General features: G+C 70.6%; 14 protein-coding genes. 8 read left to right on the plus strand and 6 right to left on the minus strand.

Features of this window, described 5'->3' with window-relative positions:
• Window positions 1–5 precede the first annotated feature (5 nt).
• Both DFS13_RS22240 and DFS13_RS22245 read right to left on the minus strand, forming a co-directional pair.
• The gene (locus DFS13_RS22240; protein ID WP_111442136.1) at window positions 6–929 is read right to left on the minus strand and encodes a glycosyltransferase family 2 protein; all 924 of its coding nucleotides are present in this window, start codon (window positions 927–929) and stop codon (window positions 6–8) included.
• Complete coding sequence (locus DFS13_RS22245) at window positions 908–1603, minus strand: PIG-L family deacetylase (protein ID WP_006498365.1); 696 nt, start codon at window positions 1601–1603, stop codon at window positions 908–910. Before DFS13_RS22245 ends, DFS13_RS22240 begins: the two co-directional genes overlap by 22 nt.
• 118 nt (window positions 1604–1721) lie before the next feature.
• Here DFS13_RS22245 and DFS13_RS22250 point away from each other — a divergent pair, with 118 nt between their 5' ends.
• Window positions 1722–4028, plus strand: coding sequence for an ATP-binding protein (locus DFS13_RS22250; protein ID WP_006498364.1), 2307 nt, complete (start codon window positions 1722–1724; stop codon window positions 4026–4028).
• 24 nt (window positions 4029–4052) lie between these two features.
• On the opposite strand, the gene DFS13_RS22255 is transcribed toward DFS13_RS22250, so the two are convergent.
• Window positions 4053–5099 (minus strand): UDP-glucuronic acid decarboxylase family protein, encoded by a 1047-nt coding sequence (locus DFS13_RS22255; RefSeq protein ID WP_006498363.1) that lies wholly within the window; start codon window positions 5097–5099, stop codon window positions 4053–4055.
• Window positions 5099–6418 (minus strand): glycosyltransferase family 1 protein, encoded by a 1320-nt coding sequence (locus DFS13_RS22260; protein ID WP_006498362.1) that lies wholly within the window; start codon window positions 6416–6418, stop codon window positions 5099–5101. Before DFS13_RS22260 ends, DFS13_RS22255 begins: the two co-directional genes overlap by 1 nt.
• A 244-nt stretch (window positions 6419–6662) precedes the next feature.
• Between DFS13_RS22260 and DFS13_RS22265 the strand changes: the two genes are divergently transcribed.
• The 7 genes from DFS13_RS22265 to DFS13_RS22295 all read left to right on the plus strand — a co-directional run bounded on the left by DFS13_RS22265 (window position 6663) and on the right by DFS13_RS22295 (window position 11386).
• Window positions 6663–7067, plus strand: a complete 405-nt coding sequence (locus tag DFS13_RS22265; RefSeq protein ID WP_111442137.1) for a BON domain-containing protein — start codon at window positions 6663–6665, stop codon at window positions 7065–7067.
• Between the two features lie 30 nt (window positions 7068–7097).
• The gene (locus DFS13_RS22270; protein ID WP_006498359.1) at window positions 7098–8126 is read left to right on the plus strand and encodes an SDR family oxidoreductase; all 1029 of its coding nucleotides are present in this window, start codon (window positions 7098–7100) and stop codon (window positions 8124–8126) included.
• A gap of 27 nt (window positions 8127–8153) precedes the next feature.
• Window positions 8154–8453, plus strand: a complete 300-nt coding sequence (locus DFS13_RS22275; RefSeq protein WP_006498358.1) for a DUF2795 domain-containing protein — start codon at window positions 8154–8156, stop codon at window positions 8451–8453.
• A gap of 60 nt (window positions 8454–8513) precedes the next feature.
• On the plus strand, window positions 8514–9080 hold the full coding sequence (locus tag DFS13_RS22280; protein WP_006498352.1) for a hypothetical protein: 567 nt from the start codon (window positions 8514–8516) through the stop codon (window positions 9078–9080).
• Between the two features lie 128 nt (window positions 9081–9208).
• A complete protein-coding gene (locus tag DFS13_RS22285; RefSeq protein WP_006498351.1) occupies window positions 9209–10066 on the plus strand; it encodes an SDR family oxidoreductase in 858 nt (285 codons plus the stop codon).
• 34 nt (window positions 10067–10100) lie between these two features.
• On the plus strand, window positions 10101–10715 hold the full coding sequence (locus tag DFS13_RS22290; RefSeq protein ID WP_034203636.1) for a DUF4142 domain-containing protein: 615 nt from the start codon (window positions 10101–10103) through the stop codon (window positions 10713–10715).
• A gap of 59 nt (window positions 10716–10774) precedes the next feature.
• Complete coding sequence (locus DFS13_RS22295; RefSeq protein WP_006498349.1) at window positions 10775–11386, plus strand: hypothetical protein; 612 nt, start codon at window positions 10775–10777, stop codon at window positions 11384–11386.
• 87 nt (window positions 11387–11473) lie between these two features.
• Here DFS13_RS22295 and DFS13_RS22300 read toward each other — a convergent pair whose 3' ends face one another.
• Together DFS13_RS22300 and DFS13_RS22305 are read right to left on the minus strand one after the other, a co-directional pair.
• On the minus strand, window positions 11474–12778 hold the full coding sequence (locus tag DFS13_RS22300) for an NRAMP family divalent metal transporter (protein WP_111442138.1): 1305 nt from the start codon (window positions 12776–12778) through the stop codon (window positions 11474–11476).
• A complete protein-coding gene (locus DFS13_RS22305; protein ID WP_111442187.1) occupies window positions 12775–13440 on the minus strand; it encodes a UdgX family uracil-DNA binding protein in 666 nt (221 codons plus the stop codon). Before DFS13_RS22305 ends, DFS13_RS22300 begins: the two co-directional genes overlap by 4 nt.
• Between the last annotated feature and the right edge of the window lie 211 nt (window positions 13441–13651).

Genomic DNA, 13651 nt, shown 5'->3' on the forward strand with positions numbered 1-13651 from the left:
TGCGTTCATGTTCCCGTTTCGGCCTCGCGGCGCGTGTCGCGTTCGAGGCGGCGGCGCATGCGTTCGACGTGCGGCGGGATCGTGCGTCGTTCGCGCAGGATCCACGGCAGGCCCGCGAACGTGCGCACCACTGCACGTTCGCGGCGCAGCAGCGGCAGCATGCGCACCGTATGGCGCCACGCGGCGGCGGCCGGCCATCTGAGCCACGCGGTCCACACCGCGTTGCGCGCGGCGGTGCGCGCACGTGTCGGCCGGTCGCGCCGCGTCGACGGGTAGTGATGGACCGTCAGCCCCGGCGCATACACGAGCCAGTGGCCGGCGCGCGTCAGATCGAGCGCGAGCAGCGCTTCCTCGCCGCCGAGGAAGTAGCGCGGATGGTAGCCGCCCGCGCGCACGAACGCGTCGCGCCGGAACGCGGTCGCGCCGGCCAGCAGCCCGAGGATCGGGCGGCCCGGCAGCGCGACGGGCGCGTCGAGCGGGCTGTCGGCCATCAGCCGGCAGGTCGGGTCCTCGCGTTCGTCGGGGCCCACCAGCACGCGCGCGGTGACGGCCGCGACGTGCGGATACGCGTCGAGCAGGTTCGCCGCTTCGGCGATGGAGCCGGGCGCCCACCACGTGTCGTCGTCGCAGAACGCGACGTGGCGCGTGCGGGCGACGGCGACGCCGAGATTGCGGCCGGCCGCGCCAAGGTTGCCCGGCGCATGCACGAGCGCGACATGCGCAAAGCGTTCGCGGATCAGGGTGGCCGTCTCGGCGTCCGCCGCGTTGTCGACGACGACGATCGCCGGCCGGTCGGGCAGCCCGGAAAGATGCTCGAGCGTGCGCGCGAGTTCCGCGGCGCGCCGGCAGGTCAGCACGATGGCGGTCACGCGCGGCTCGCCCGGCGGCAGCGCGACACGGGCGGGCGTTACGCGGACGTGACGTCGCATTCGAGCCGCCAGATCATTTCGGGTTCGCGGAGAGCGGCGCGCATATGAGGCTCGAGCAGCGTGACCTGGCTGGCGTACGCGTCGACGGCGGCGGCTTTCGCGGCGGCGCTGTTCGTATCACCGCCGGCCGGCGTCGCGACCGGATGCGCGATCCAGCCACGCTCGCGCCAGCCGGCCACGCGCCTGGCCATCAGCCCGTCGATGCGGCGATACGGCACGTCCTCGTAGAAGCGCCAGACGTGCGACGGATCGTCGTCACGCAGCAGCCACATCATGGCCTCCTGCACCTGCAGGTGATCGCGATGGAACAGGCCGGCCGGCGCGAGCACGCCGAAGCCCGGGTACGCGTCGATCGCCGCGGCCACGCGTGTGGCGATCGCGGTCGACGTAGACGGTATGCCGTACTGATCGTCGAGGAAATCGAGCCACACGGGGTGTGCGTCGAGCTGCGCCAGCGCGCGGCGGTCTTCGTCGCGGCGCGCGCGCATCGCTTCGTCCGCGTGATGGAAGCCCGCGCGGCGATCCCACGGCGGCGCGGGCATGCCAGGCGGCGGCATCCCCGCGAACACGGTGACGACGATCGAGCCGGGCGCCTGCGCGAGCAGTTGCCCGCAACTGAAGACGGCATCGTCGAGATGCGGCGAGACGACGAGCCAGCGTGTCGGGTCGGGCATGGCGTGAAGATCTCCTTCGTGAGCGGCCGGGCCGCGGTTCCGATCGGCCAGCATGTGCCGTGCCCGCCGGCGGCCGCCACGCCGGTCGCCGCCGACTGTCCCCGCAGGAGCGTGTTCGATGACTGAAATTGCACGACCGCAGGCCGGAAATTACGCAACGGCCGTGATGCTGGTCGCGATCGCGACCGTGCTGCAGACGCTCGCGATCCGGTTCGGCGGCGTGAATCTGCCGTTCATCCTGTATTACCCGTTGCTCGCGGGCGCCGCGTGGGCGACGTCGTTCCTGTTCGGCATCGTGTCGACGGTGGTCAGCGGGTTGCTCGTGTGGACGCTGTTCCTGTCCGATCCGGCCGCCTATACGGCGCCGCTGCCCGAGCGGCTCGTGCAGCTCGGCACGTTCATGCTGATCGGGACGCTGGTGTGCGCGGTCGCATCGCTGCTGCATCACACGCGGGTCACGAACGATCGCGCGCGCCGGCGCGAGGCGGGCGCGCGCCGCCAGCTCGAAGCCGTGCTGGGCGCGTTGCCGCACGGCGTGATCGCGACCGATCCGAACGGGCGGCTCACCTATCTCAACGCGGCCGCGGCCGCACTCGTCGGCTGCCGGCCGGACGACGCGATCGGGCGGCCGGCGCGCGACGTGCTGCGGATCGTCGATCACGACGGCCGCCGCGTGCAGACCACGCCGCTCGATCACGCGCTCGGCGGCGCCGGGGCGACGTCCGACCGGCACTGGCTGCAGGCCGGCAGCGGCGAGCCGGTGCCGATCGTCGCGGTGGCGTCGCCGATCGGCGATGGGGACGGCAATCTTGACGGCGCGGTATTGCTGCTGCGCGATGCGGGCGCGGACCGCGCGCGCGTCGACGCATCGCGGCTTCAGCATGCGGTCGTCGAGGCGGCGCCGGACGCGATCGTCGGGATCGATGGCGACGGCCGCATCGCGAGCTGGAATCCGGCCGCGCAGCGGATCTTCGGCTACGACGAGGCCGATGCGCGCGGCCGCAGGTTCGATACGCTGATCGCGAGGCGCTGGCTGCGGCTCAATCCGCTCGCCGACGCGTTCGACGCGATGCACGAGCCGGTCGGGCCGCTCGAACTGCTGTGCGTGCGGCGCGACGGCCGGCGGTTTCGGGCGACGGTGTCGGCGTGCCCGGTGCAGGGCGACGCGCGGGCCAGCGTCGCGCTGTCGCTGACGCTGCGCGAAACCGGCGCGCAGCGTCGCCGCGACCTGCGTGCGCAGCGCTCGCTGCAGGGCGCGCGCGACGCACGCGACCAGGCCGACACGTCGAACCGGCTGAAGGACGAGTTGCTGGCCACGGTGTCGCACGAATTACGCACGCCGCTGAACGTGATCTACGGATGGATCGAGGTATTGCGCAACTCGGGCGACCAGGCGTTGCAGCATCAGGCGATCGACGCGATCGACCGCAGCGCGCGTTCGCTTACGCGGATGGTCGGCGACATCCTCGATGCGTCGTCGCTCGCGACCGGTAAGCTGCGGCTCGACGCGACGCCGGTCGACGTCGTGCGGCTGTTCTCCGATCTGGTCGGCACGTTCCAGACGGCCGCGTCGTCGGCCGGCATCGTGCTCGAATTCGACTGCGGCGCAACCGCGTGCATCGTGTCGGGCGACGCCGAGCGGTTGCGGCAGATGCTGTCGAACCTGATCTCGAATGCACTGAAATTCACGCCGGGCGGCGGCAGCGTGACGGTCGGCCTCGCGCGCGACGAATCGCAGGTGGTGCTGACCGTCACCGATACCGGGCAGGGCATCGCGACGGAGTTCGTGCCATACGTGTTCGACATGTTCCGCCGCGCGGACGATTCGCCCGCGTCGCCGCGGCGCGGGCTCGGTCTCGGCCTGTCGATCGTGCGACATATCGCGGAGCTGCACGGCGGCAGCGTGATCGTCGCGAGCGCGGGCCGTGATCGCGGCACGACGTTCACGGTGACGCTGCCGGCCGGCTGGCAGCCGGGCGGCGCGATGGCGTGGAGCATCGTGCAGGCAGGCGGCCGCCGCGACGCGCTCGTGCTCGATACGCAGCGCATCCTGATCGTCGACGACGACGCGACCACGCGCGCGAGCCTGACGGCCGCGCTGACCACGTTCGGCGCGGCCGTCGCGATCGCGTCGTCGGGGCGCGAGGCGCTCGCGATGGCGGCCGACATGCGGCCGACGGTCGTGCTGTCCGATCTCGCGATGCCCGACGGCGACGGCTTCTGGCTGCTCGATGCGTTGCGGCGCGGCGCCCTGAACGGCGACAGCGGTCCATCCGACGTGCGCGTGCTGGCCGTCACCGCGCACGCGGGCCTGGCCGACGAGCGCCGCGCGCTGGAGGCCGGCTTCGACGGCTACCTGTGCAAGCCGGTCGACGTGCGCGAACTGGCACACAAGATCGCACACGTGACGAAGCGCGACGGCTGACGCACGTCGCGCGTACCGGCCGCGTCAGGTGGTCGGCGCCGGCCGGTTCTGCGTATGGACCTGCGCGAGCAGATGCGACGCGATTCGCGTGCTGCGCACGAGGTCGCCGGGCGTGTGGTGCGTGACCTGGCGCTGGATGAAGTAGCGCGCGGTGTGCGCGAGCCCGTTCGCGAACGTCGTCGTCGCGCGCCAGCCGAGCCGCTTCTGCGCGGCGGCGAGATTCGGCCGCCGCTGGCGCGGATCGTCGGACGGCAGCGGCCGGAACTCGATCGGCACGGTCGCGCCGACGATCCGCACGACTTCCCGCGCGACGTCGATCATCGCGATCTCGACGTCGCTGCCGAGATTGACCGGCTCGCTCGCGTCGCCCGGTTCGTCCATCAGCCGGATCAATGCGTCGACCATGTCGTCCACGTAGCAGAACGAGCGCGTCTGCTTGCCGTCGCCGTAGACGGTCAACGGCTGTTCCGCGAGCGCCTGCGTGACGAAGTTCGACACGACGCGCCCGTCGGCCGGGTGCATGCGCGGGCCGTACGTATTGAAGATCCGCGCGATCCGCACGTCGACCCCGTACTGGCGGTGATAGTCGGAGAACAGCGTCTCCGCGCAGCGCTTGCCTTCGTCGTAGCACGCGCGGATGCCGGTCGGATTGACGCGGCCGCAATAGTGCTCGTCCTGCGGATGCACGTCCGGGTCGCCGTACACCTCGCTCGTCGAGGCCTGCAGGATGCGCGCCTTCACGCGTTTGGCGAGGCCGAGCAGGTTGATCGCGCCGTGCACGCTGGTCTTCGTCGTCTGCACCGGGTCGCGCTGGTAGTGGACGGGCGATGCCGGGCACGCGAGGTTGTAGATCTCGTCGACTTCGACGTAGAGCGGAAACGTCACGTCGTGCCGCATCAGCTCGAAGTTCGGCGCATCGAGCAGGTGCGCGATGTTGTCCTTCGTGCCCGTGTAGAAATTGTCGACGCACAGCACGTCGTGGCCGGCGGTCACGAGGCGTTCGCACAGATGCGAACCGAGAAAGCCGGCGCCGCCGGTGACGAGGACGCGTTTTCGGTCGTAGCCCTTCATTACGTATTCTCCTTGCGGTGTGCGAGCACGCCTCGCGTGGTGGCGACCGGCGTGCGCCGGCCGGTGCCGGCCGACGTGCCGGCGCGCTGCGCGTGGGCGACGTCGCGATAGATGTCGACGAGCCGGTCGGCGACGCCTTGCCAGGTGTAGAAGCGATGCGCGCGCAGGTAGCCGGCGCGGCCGAGCGCCGCGCACAGGTCCGGTTGCGCGCGCAGTTGCACGAGGCGCGCGGCCAGCGCGGCCGGGTCGCGCGGCGGCACGAGATAGCCGGTCGTGCCGTCGTCGACCGTCGTGCGGATGCCGCCCACGTCGCTGCCGATCACTGCCGTCGCGCACGCCATCGCCTCGACCGGCGTGATGCCGAACGGCTCGTACCACGGCGTCGTCACGAACACGTCGGCCGCGCTGTAGTACAGGTGCAGCGCGTCGCGATCGCGCCGGCCGACGAAGGTCACGCGGTTCGCGATGCCGAGTTCGTGCGCGAACGCGGCGAGCCGCGCGAGTTCCGGGTCGCGCGCGGGGTCGGGCGTCGCCTGGCTGCCGCCGACCACGTACAGGTGGGTCGGCCGCTGCGGGTCGCGCGGCATGCGTGCGAGCGCGTCGATCACGGTGTCGATGCCCTTGCGCGGCACGAGGCGCCCCAGTTGCAGCACGACGAACGCGTCCTGCGGCCAGCCGAGCCGCGCGCGCGCATCGACGCGCGGCACCGGCCGGAATTCCCGCGCGTCGAAGCCGCACGGCACGATCTCGATGCGCGCGGTATCGGCGCGATAGTGCGTCGTCAGGTCCAGCGCATCCTGCGGGCATTCGGCGATCAGGCGGTCCGAGCGGCGCGCGAGCGTGTCCTCGATCGCGAAGCGCGCGTCGGGGAAGCCGTCGGCCGTGCCCTGGTGCAGCCGCCGCACGCGGCCGAGCGCATGGAACGTCGTGACGAGCGGGATGCCGAGCGCCTTTTTCACGCGCAGCGCGGCGTCGCCCGACATGAAGAAGTTCGCGTGCATCACGTCGACCGGATCGGGCTCGCGTCGCATTCGCGCGATCATGTACTGCGCGAACGGGCCCATGTACGGCAGCAACTGCTCCTTGGGCACGTCGGTCGGCGGTCCGGCCGGCACGTGGATCACGCGCATGCGCGGGCCGATCGGCACGACTTCCGGCAAATGCGGATTGTCGCAGCGGGTGTACACGTCGACGTCGAGGCCGCGCTCCGCGAGCTGCTTCGCGACGTTCGCGACGTAGATGTTCTGACCACCGGCATCGACGCCGCCGATCACCCCCAGCGGCGACGCATGTTCACTGATCAACGCGATTCTTTGCATGGTATTGCTCCCGGTATCGGGGCCGCGCACACGGGCCACCGTTGTCGGTGACCCGGCAATCGGCATGCCCGCTGCATTGCGGGGAAAACCGCTTCCCGGGGGGCCGAAAAATTTACAACGCGTTGGATGAAAGGGCGTCTGATCGCGGCATCCCGCTGGCATGCGGCGCACGCGGCGCGGCACGCGATTTGCGCGACCTCTGCTCACCCGCCGGCTCGCCCGGCCCGATGAAAAGGAGGTCACGATGAAGGTATTCCAGCTGCAAGCCCGCTCCCCGCGCATCCGCCATCAGCGCGCGATGCGCACCGGCATGGCGGTCGCGATCGCCGCGGCCACAGCATGCATGGTCGTCGCGCCGAACGCGGTCGCCGCCGGCGACGATGGCGCCGCATCGTCGTCGACGTCGTCGTCGCATTCGAGCACCGGCACGAAGATCCGCGACGCGACGATCACGACCAAGGCGAAGGCCGAGCTGGTCGGCACGAGCGGCCTGTCGGCCGGCGACATCCACCTGAAGACGCGGCACGGCACCGTGACGCTCACCGGCAGCGTGCCCGACGAGCAGCAGCGCACGCAGGCCGTCAGCGTCGTGAAGCAGGTCGACGGCGTGCAGGACGTGCGCGACCAGTTGACCATCCGGCCCAAATAACCGCGACGCGACCGTAACAGGAGTCCAGTGATGAACTGCATGCTCAAACCGGTCGGCGAACAGACGATCGTGATTACCGGCGCGACGAGCGGCATCGGTCTCGTCACCGCGCGCAAGGCGGCCCGGCGCGGCGCGAAGCTCGTGCTGTTCGCGCGCAACGAGGAAGCGCTGAACACGCTGTGCGAGGAAATCCGCCAGCACGGCGGCCTCGCGGTGCCGGTCGCCGGCGACGTCGGCAACGTCGAGGATCTGCAGCGCGCGGCCGCGGCGGCGGCCGATACGTACGGCGGCTTCGACACCTGGATCAACAATGCGGGCGTATCGATCTTCGGCACGGCGGCCCAGGTGCCGCTCGAGGATCAGCGCCGGCTGTTCGACACCAACTACTGGGGCGTCGTGCACGGCTCGCTCGTCGCGGCCGACCATTTCCGGCGCAAGAGCGATTTCCACGGCGGCGCGATCATCAACATGGGCAGCGAGGCGTCCGACGCGCCGGTGCCGCTGCAAAGCGCGTACGTCGCATCGAAGCACGCGGTGAAGGGCTTCACCGATTCGCTGCGGCTCGAGATGGAAGCCGATCACCTGCCGGTGTCCGTCACGCTGATCAAGCCGGCCGCGATCGACACGATGTTCGTGATGCACGCGAAGAACTACATGAACGTCGAGGCGAAGCTGCCGCCGCCGATCTACGACCCCGATCTGGTGGCCGACGCGATCCTGTTCGCGGCCGCGCATCCGCGCCGCACGCTGTTCGTCGGCGGCGCCGCCAAGTTCACGTCGGCGAGCGCGTACCACGCGCCGCGCCTGTTCGACCGCGTCGCGGCCACGCTGTTCTCGCGCGGCCAGCGCACGGTGCGCCCGGCGCGGCCGCGCGACGACAACGCGCTGTACGACTCGCGCCACGCGCTGCACGAGCGCGAAGGCATGGAGGGGCCGGTGCTGCGCAGCTGTGCGTACAACACGGTGGTGCAGCGGCCCAAGGTCGCCGGCGCGGTCGCGCTGGGCGCGGCGGCGCTGGTGTTTGCCGCGTTCGCGCGTGCGCGCCGGTCGTCCGCGTGATTTCGTTCATTTTCCAAGGAGGCGTTCATGACATCCCGACAACACACGGGCCACGAGTACAGCCACTCGCGCGCGCACGAAGGCGAGCGCACCCAGCAGGACCACGACAAGGGCGGGCACCAGACGGGGCACGGCAAGCCGCCGAGCCCGGTCGACGTGCAGAAGGCGCTGAAGGGAATGGACTATCCGGCCAGCAAGGCGGACGTCGTGCAGTGCGCGGAACGCTCGAACGCGGACCGCGCGGTGCTCGACATGCTGCGCAAGATTCCCGAGCGCGAGTACGACACGCCCGCATCGGTATCGAAGGAGCTCGGGCGGCTGATGTGAGCGTCGCCCATCGCGCCGCGTGCTCGCGCGCGCGGCGCATCCATCATGAGGAGCACGACCATGGCGATGATCGTCGCAGGCCGTTTCACGACGTTCGATGAAGCGGAAGGTGGGGCGCGTCACCTCTACGAGCGCGCGTTCGGGCCGGACGACGTGTCGATCTTCTTCCTGAACCCCGGCGGCCAGCACGCGCGCTTCCCGATCGGCGGCGACGTGTATGCCGACACCGCGGCGAAGCCCGGCGGGCGCGGCGCGATGGTCGGCGCGATCCGCGGGCTGCTGATCGGCGTCGTCATCGGGTTGATCGCCTATGCGCTCGGCCTGCGCTACTGGTTCGTGCCGGCCGCCGCCGCGCTGGCCGGCGCCTATCTCGGCGCATTCGGCGGCGCGCTCGGCCGCATGCGCGGCGAGCAGGCCGAAGGCAAGGGCACGCTCGCGCAGAGCGAAACGGGCGTGATTCTCGCCGCGCGCGTGACGCCCGACACCGCGACGACCGCCGAAGACGTGTTGCGCGCGACCGGCGCGAAGTCGATCGAGCGCGTCGAAGGCGACTGGCAGGACGGCGAATGGCGCGATTTCGATCCGGTACGCCGGCCCGACGAAGCCCCGTCCGGCGGCCCCCGCTGACGACGCCGTTTTTCCAGACGCTTGCAACGTCAACCCTGAAAACACGGCCGCCGTGCGCGGGCCGGCGTGCGCCGCGCGCGGCACGCCGTTTGCGCAGCATCGGCGGCACCCGTTCAAGGAGGAACCCCATGACCACTGCACAGACGCCGCCACCGCAGAAACAGACGCATCAGCCGGGCACCGAGCGCGACATGCATCCGAAGCCGCGCGACGAAGCGGCCGACTACGTGGGCAGCGGCAAGCTTGCCGGCAAGGTCGCGCTCGTGACGGGCGGCGACAGCGGGATCGGCCGCGCCGTGGCGATCGGTTTCGCGAAGGAGGGCGCGGACGTCGCGATCGTCTACCTGAAGGAATCCGACGACGCCGCGCATACCCGGCAACTGATCGAGCAGACCGGCCGACGCTGCGAGGCGATCGCCTGCGACGTCGGCGATCGCCGGCAGGCGCACGACGCGGTGGCCCGCACGGTCGAACGGCTCGGCCGGCTCGACGTGCTCGTGAACAACGCAGGCGAGCAGCATCCGCAGCCGGGCATCGAGGACGTGTCCGAGGAACAGCTCGAACGCACGTTCCGCACCAACGTGTACGGAATGTTCTTCTGCACGCAGGCCGCGCTGCCGCACATGAAGGCGGGCGGTCGCATCGTCAACACGGCGTCGGTCACCGCGTATCACGGCAGCCCGAAACTGCCCGACTACTCGGCGACCAAGGGCGCGATCGTCGCGTTCACGCGGTCGCTGTCGATCGAGCTGGCCGAACGCGACATCCGCGTGAACGCGGTCGCGCCGGGGCCGATCTGGACACCGCTGATTCCGTCGACGTTCACGCCCGAGCAGGTCGCGAAATTCGGCTCGAACGTGCCGCTCAAGCGGCCGGGGCAACCGGACGAACTGATCGACTGCTACGTGCTGCTCGCGTCGGCCGGCGCGAGCTACATGACCGGGCAGACGCTGCACCCGAACGGCGGCTCGATCGTCGGCGGTTGATGGCCGTTTCCACGCAAGCACCAGGAGAAAGCTGATGAGACAACCCAACTGGACGATCGCGGCGCTCGCCGCCGGCGTGCTCGCCGTGTCGGGGCTCGCCCGCGCGCAGATGCCGAGCGAGCCGCCCGCATCGAATTCGCACGTGCCGGGCGGCGTGATCAACCCGTCGTCGGGCGCGGGCGCCGCCGGCGACCCCGGCATCGCGAAAGCGCCGAAGGGCGCCGATGCGGAGTTCGTCGACAAGGCCGCGATGGCCGGCAAGGCGGAAGTGCAGGCCAGCCAGCTCGCGCTGAAGCAGGCGCAGTCGGCGGACGTGCGGGCATTCGCGAAACGGATGGTCGCGGATCATGGCAAGGCGAACGCGAAGCTCACCGAGCTCGCCGCGCGCAAGGGCATGAAGCCGCAGGTCGAACAGATCTCGGACCCTGACGTCGAGGCGCTGCGCGGCAAGAGCGGGCACGACTTCGACACCGCGTATCTCGCGGCGGCCGGCCCCGACGCGCACCAGAAGGCGGTCGCGTTGTTCGAGGACGAAGCGCGCGACGGCAAGGACGCGCAATTGCGCGCATTCGCCAAATCCACGCTGCCGACGCTCAAGCATCACCTGAGCATGGCGCAGACGCTCGCACGCAAGGTGGGCGCGCAATAACGCGCGCCCGGTTCCACCCCTGGGCCGCACGGGCGGCCCGCTTTTTCGGAGAAGCAGTCATGGCCCAACGGCAATCGAAGCACGAAGGTATCCTCGAACTGCTCTGCCAGGCATACGAGACCGAGCTTGGCGGCGCGCAGATCTACGAGGCCGCGCTGCAGTGCGCGACCGACGAGGACCTGCACAAGGAATGGGAGAAGTACCATCGCGAGACGCTGCACCACCAGGAGGTGCTGCGCAACGTGTTCGCCGCGCTCGGCCTCGATCCCGATGCGCAATCGCCCGGGCGCGCCGCGGTGGCCGCCACCGGCAAGTCGCTGGTGCAGGTGATCGAGCAGGCGAAGAAGCAGGCCGACCCGGCGGTCGCGCAGGTGGTCGCGGCCGAGTGCGTGGTGCTCGCCGAAACCAAGGATCACCTGAACTGGGAGCTGATCGGCTATGCGGCCGACCAGCTGCCCGACAGCGACGCCGCGAAGGCGCTGAAGGCCGCGCACGACGAGGTGGAGGCCGACGAGGATCATCACCTGTATCACACGCGTGGCTGGGCGCGCGAGATGTGGATCGAGTCGATGGGCTTCAAGGCGGTGCTGCCGCCGCCGGAGGAAGTGAAGAAGGTGGAGTCCGCCGCGGATGCGGCACGTGCCGAGCGCTCGCGCGGCAAGATGATGTAACGCCCCGGGCAGGCGGGCGGCGCGGCTGCCCGCCTGCCGGTCGAGCCGGTTGCGTCCGCAACGGCTTTCATCCCGCTGTTTCGATCCTCACGTCAGCATGTCGACGATCATCGTCACCACCGACGCCGCCATCAGCGCGACCGCCAGCCAGCCGAACAGTTTGGATACCGGGCCGCTGCCGGGCCGGCCGGCCGCGTCGCGCTTTCGCGCGAGCAGCATCACCAGCACGAGCATCGGCACCGCCGCGACGCCGTTGAGCACGGCGCTCCAGTACAACGCGCGGATCGGGTCGATCGGGCTGAAGCAGATCGCGATGCCGACGATCACGCACAGCGCCAGCACCGTGTAGAACGCGGGCGCACGCCGCACCGGCTCGTTCAGCCCTTCACGAAACCGCCACGCTTCCGCGCAACCGTAGGCGGCGCTGCCCGCGAACGCGGGAATCGCGAGCAGCCCGCAGCCGACGATGCCGAACGCGAACACCAGGAACGCGGCTTCGCCGGCGATCGGCCGCAATGCCTCGGCGGCCTGCGCGGTGCTGCCGATGTCGTGCCGGCCGTGCGCGAAGAACACGGCCGCGCCGATCACCATGATGCAGAACGACACCGCGTTGGTGACGACCATGCCGGTCCACGTATCGAACGTGATGCGCTGCTCGGTCTCGCGGCGTGCGCCCGGCGCGCACGACGTATCGCCGTTGCGGCGCTCGGCCTGGGTTTCCTCGACCTCGAGCGCGGCCTGCCACACGAACAGGTAGGGGCTCAGCGTCGTGCCGAGCACCGCGACCGCGGTCGTCGCGTAGTCGTGCGTGAACGAAATGTGCGGCAGCGCGATGGCATGCAGCAGGTTGCCCCAGTCGACGTGCACGAAGCCGAGTTCGATCACGTACGCGAGCAGCCCGAGCGTCATCCATTTGAGCCAGCGCGCGTAGCGCTCATAGGACATCAGCACCTGCAGCGCGAGCGACGCCAGGCCGTAGACCGGCGCATACCAGTAGCTGCGGCCGCCGACGACGAGCGCCGTCGCGTCGCCCATCGCCGCGAGATCCGCGCCGACGTTCACCACGTTGACGATCACGACCATCGCGATCAGCCCTTTCGCGAGGCGCTCGGAGAACATCTCGCGGATGCCGGCGACGAGGCCTTCGCGGTTGGTGCGCCCGATGAACGCCGCCGCGAGCTGCACGGCGACCATCATCGGCAGCGTGACGACGATCATCCACAGCATGTTGAAGCCGAACTGGCTGCCGGCCTGCGCATAGACGGCGACGTTGCTCGGATCGGCGTCGGACGCGCCCGCGAGCAGCCCGGGGCCGAGCCGCCGATACCACGGTGTCGCGGCGGGCGGCGACGCCTCGGTCGCCGGCCGCGCGTCTTCGTCCAGTCCGCTCATCCGGCGTCCCCGTGCGACGGGCGTGCGCCGCCGTGGCGCCGCTCGCGCGCGAGCCGCGACGCGGTGCGCAGCGCGTCGACCAGCGTGCGGTACGCGTGTTCGCGGGAATCGGCGCCGCGCGTGCGCAGCACGTACGACGGGTGATAGGTCGCGACGACGATCCGGCCGTCCTCGGTGCACACCGGTGCGCGCGTGCGCTCCAGCGTCGCGTCGTTGTCCTGCAGCACCGCGCGCAGCGCCGTCGCGCCGAGCGCGACCACCACGCGCGGCTGGACCGCTTGCAGCTCGCGTTCGAGCCAGTAGTGGCACGCGGCCACTTCGCGCTGCGCGGGCGTCTTGTGCAGCCGCCGCTTGCCGCGCGGCTCCCATTTGAAGTGCTTGACCGCGTTCGTCAGGTAGACGTGCGTGCGCTCGATCCCTGCTTCGTCGAGGGCGCGATCGAGCATGCGGCCGGCCGCGCCGACGAACGGCAGGCCCATGCGGTCCTCCTGGTCGCCCGGCTGTTCGCCGACCAGCATGATCGGCGCGTCGACGGGCCCGGCGCCCGGCACCGGTTGCGTCGCGTGTTCCCACAGCGCGCAGCGGCGGCATGCGTCGAGCGTGGACGGCGCATCGTCGTCGGCCGGCGTCGGTGTCGGACGGTCGGGTGCTTTGCGGGTCATGCGGCGCCTCCGGCGCAGGCCGAAACAGCGGCGCGCCGCGATCGCGCGGAACATGCCGGCGCGCACGTGGTCGCACGCGCAGAGGGACGCAAACCGGACGCTTGAAACCGCATCGCGCGCATGAAGGACTCCAGGGTCGACGATGCGAAACATGCAGCAACCGGCATGCCGCATGCAGTCGGTATGGGCGCGCGCCTTGCGGCGCAAGCCG

This window comes from Burkholderia sp. 28_3 (assembly GCF_003253915.1).
Classification (GTDB): domain Bacteria; phylum Pseudomonadota; class Gammaproteobacteria; order Burkholderiales; family Burkholderiaceae; genus Burkholderia; species Burkholderia cenocepacia.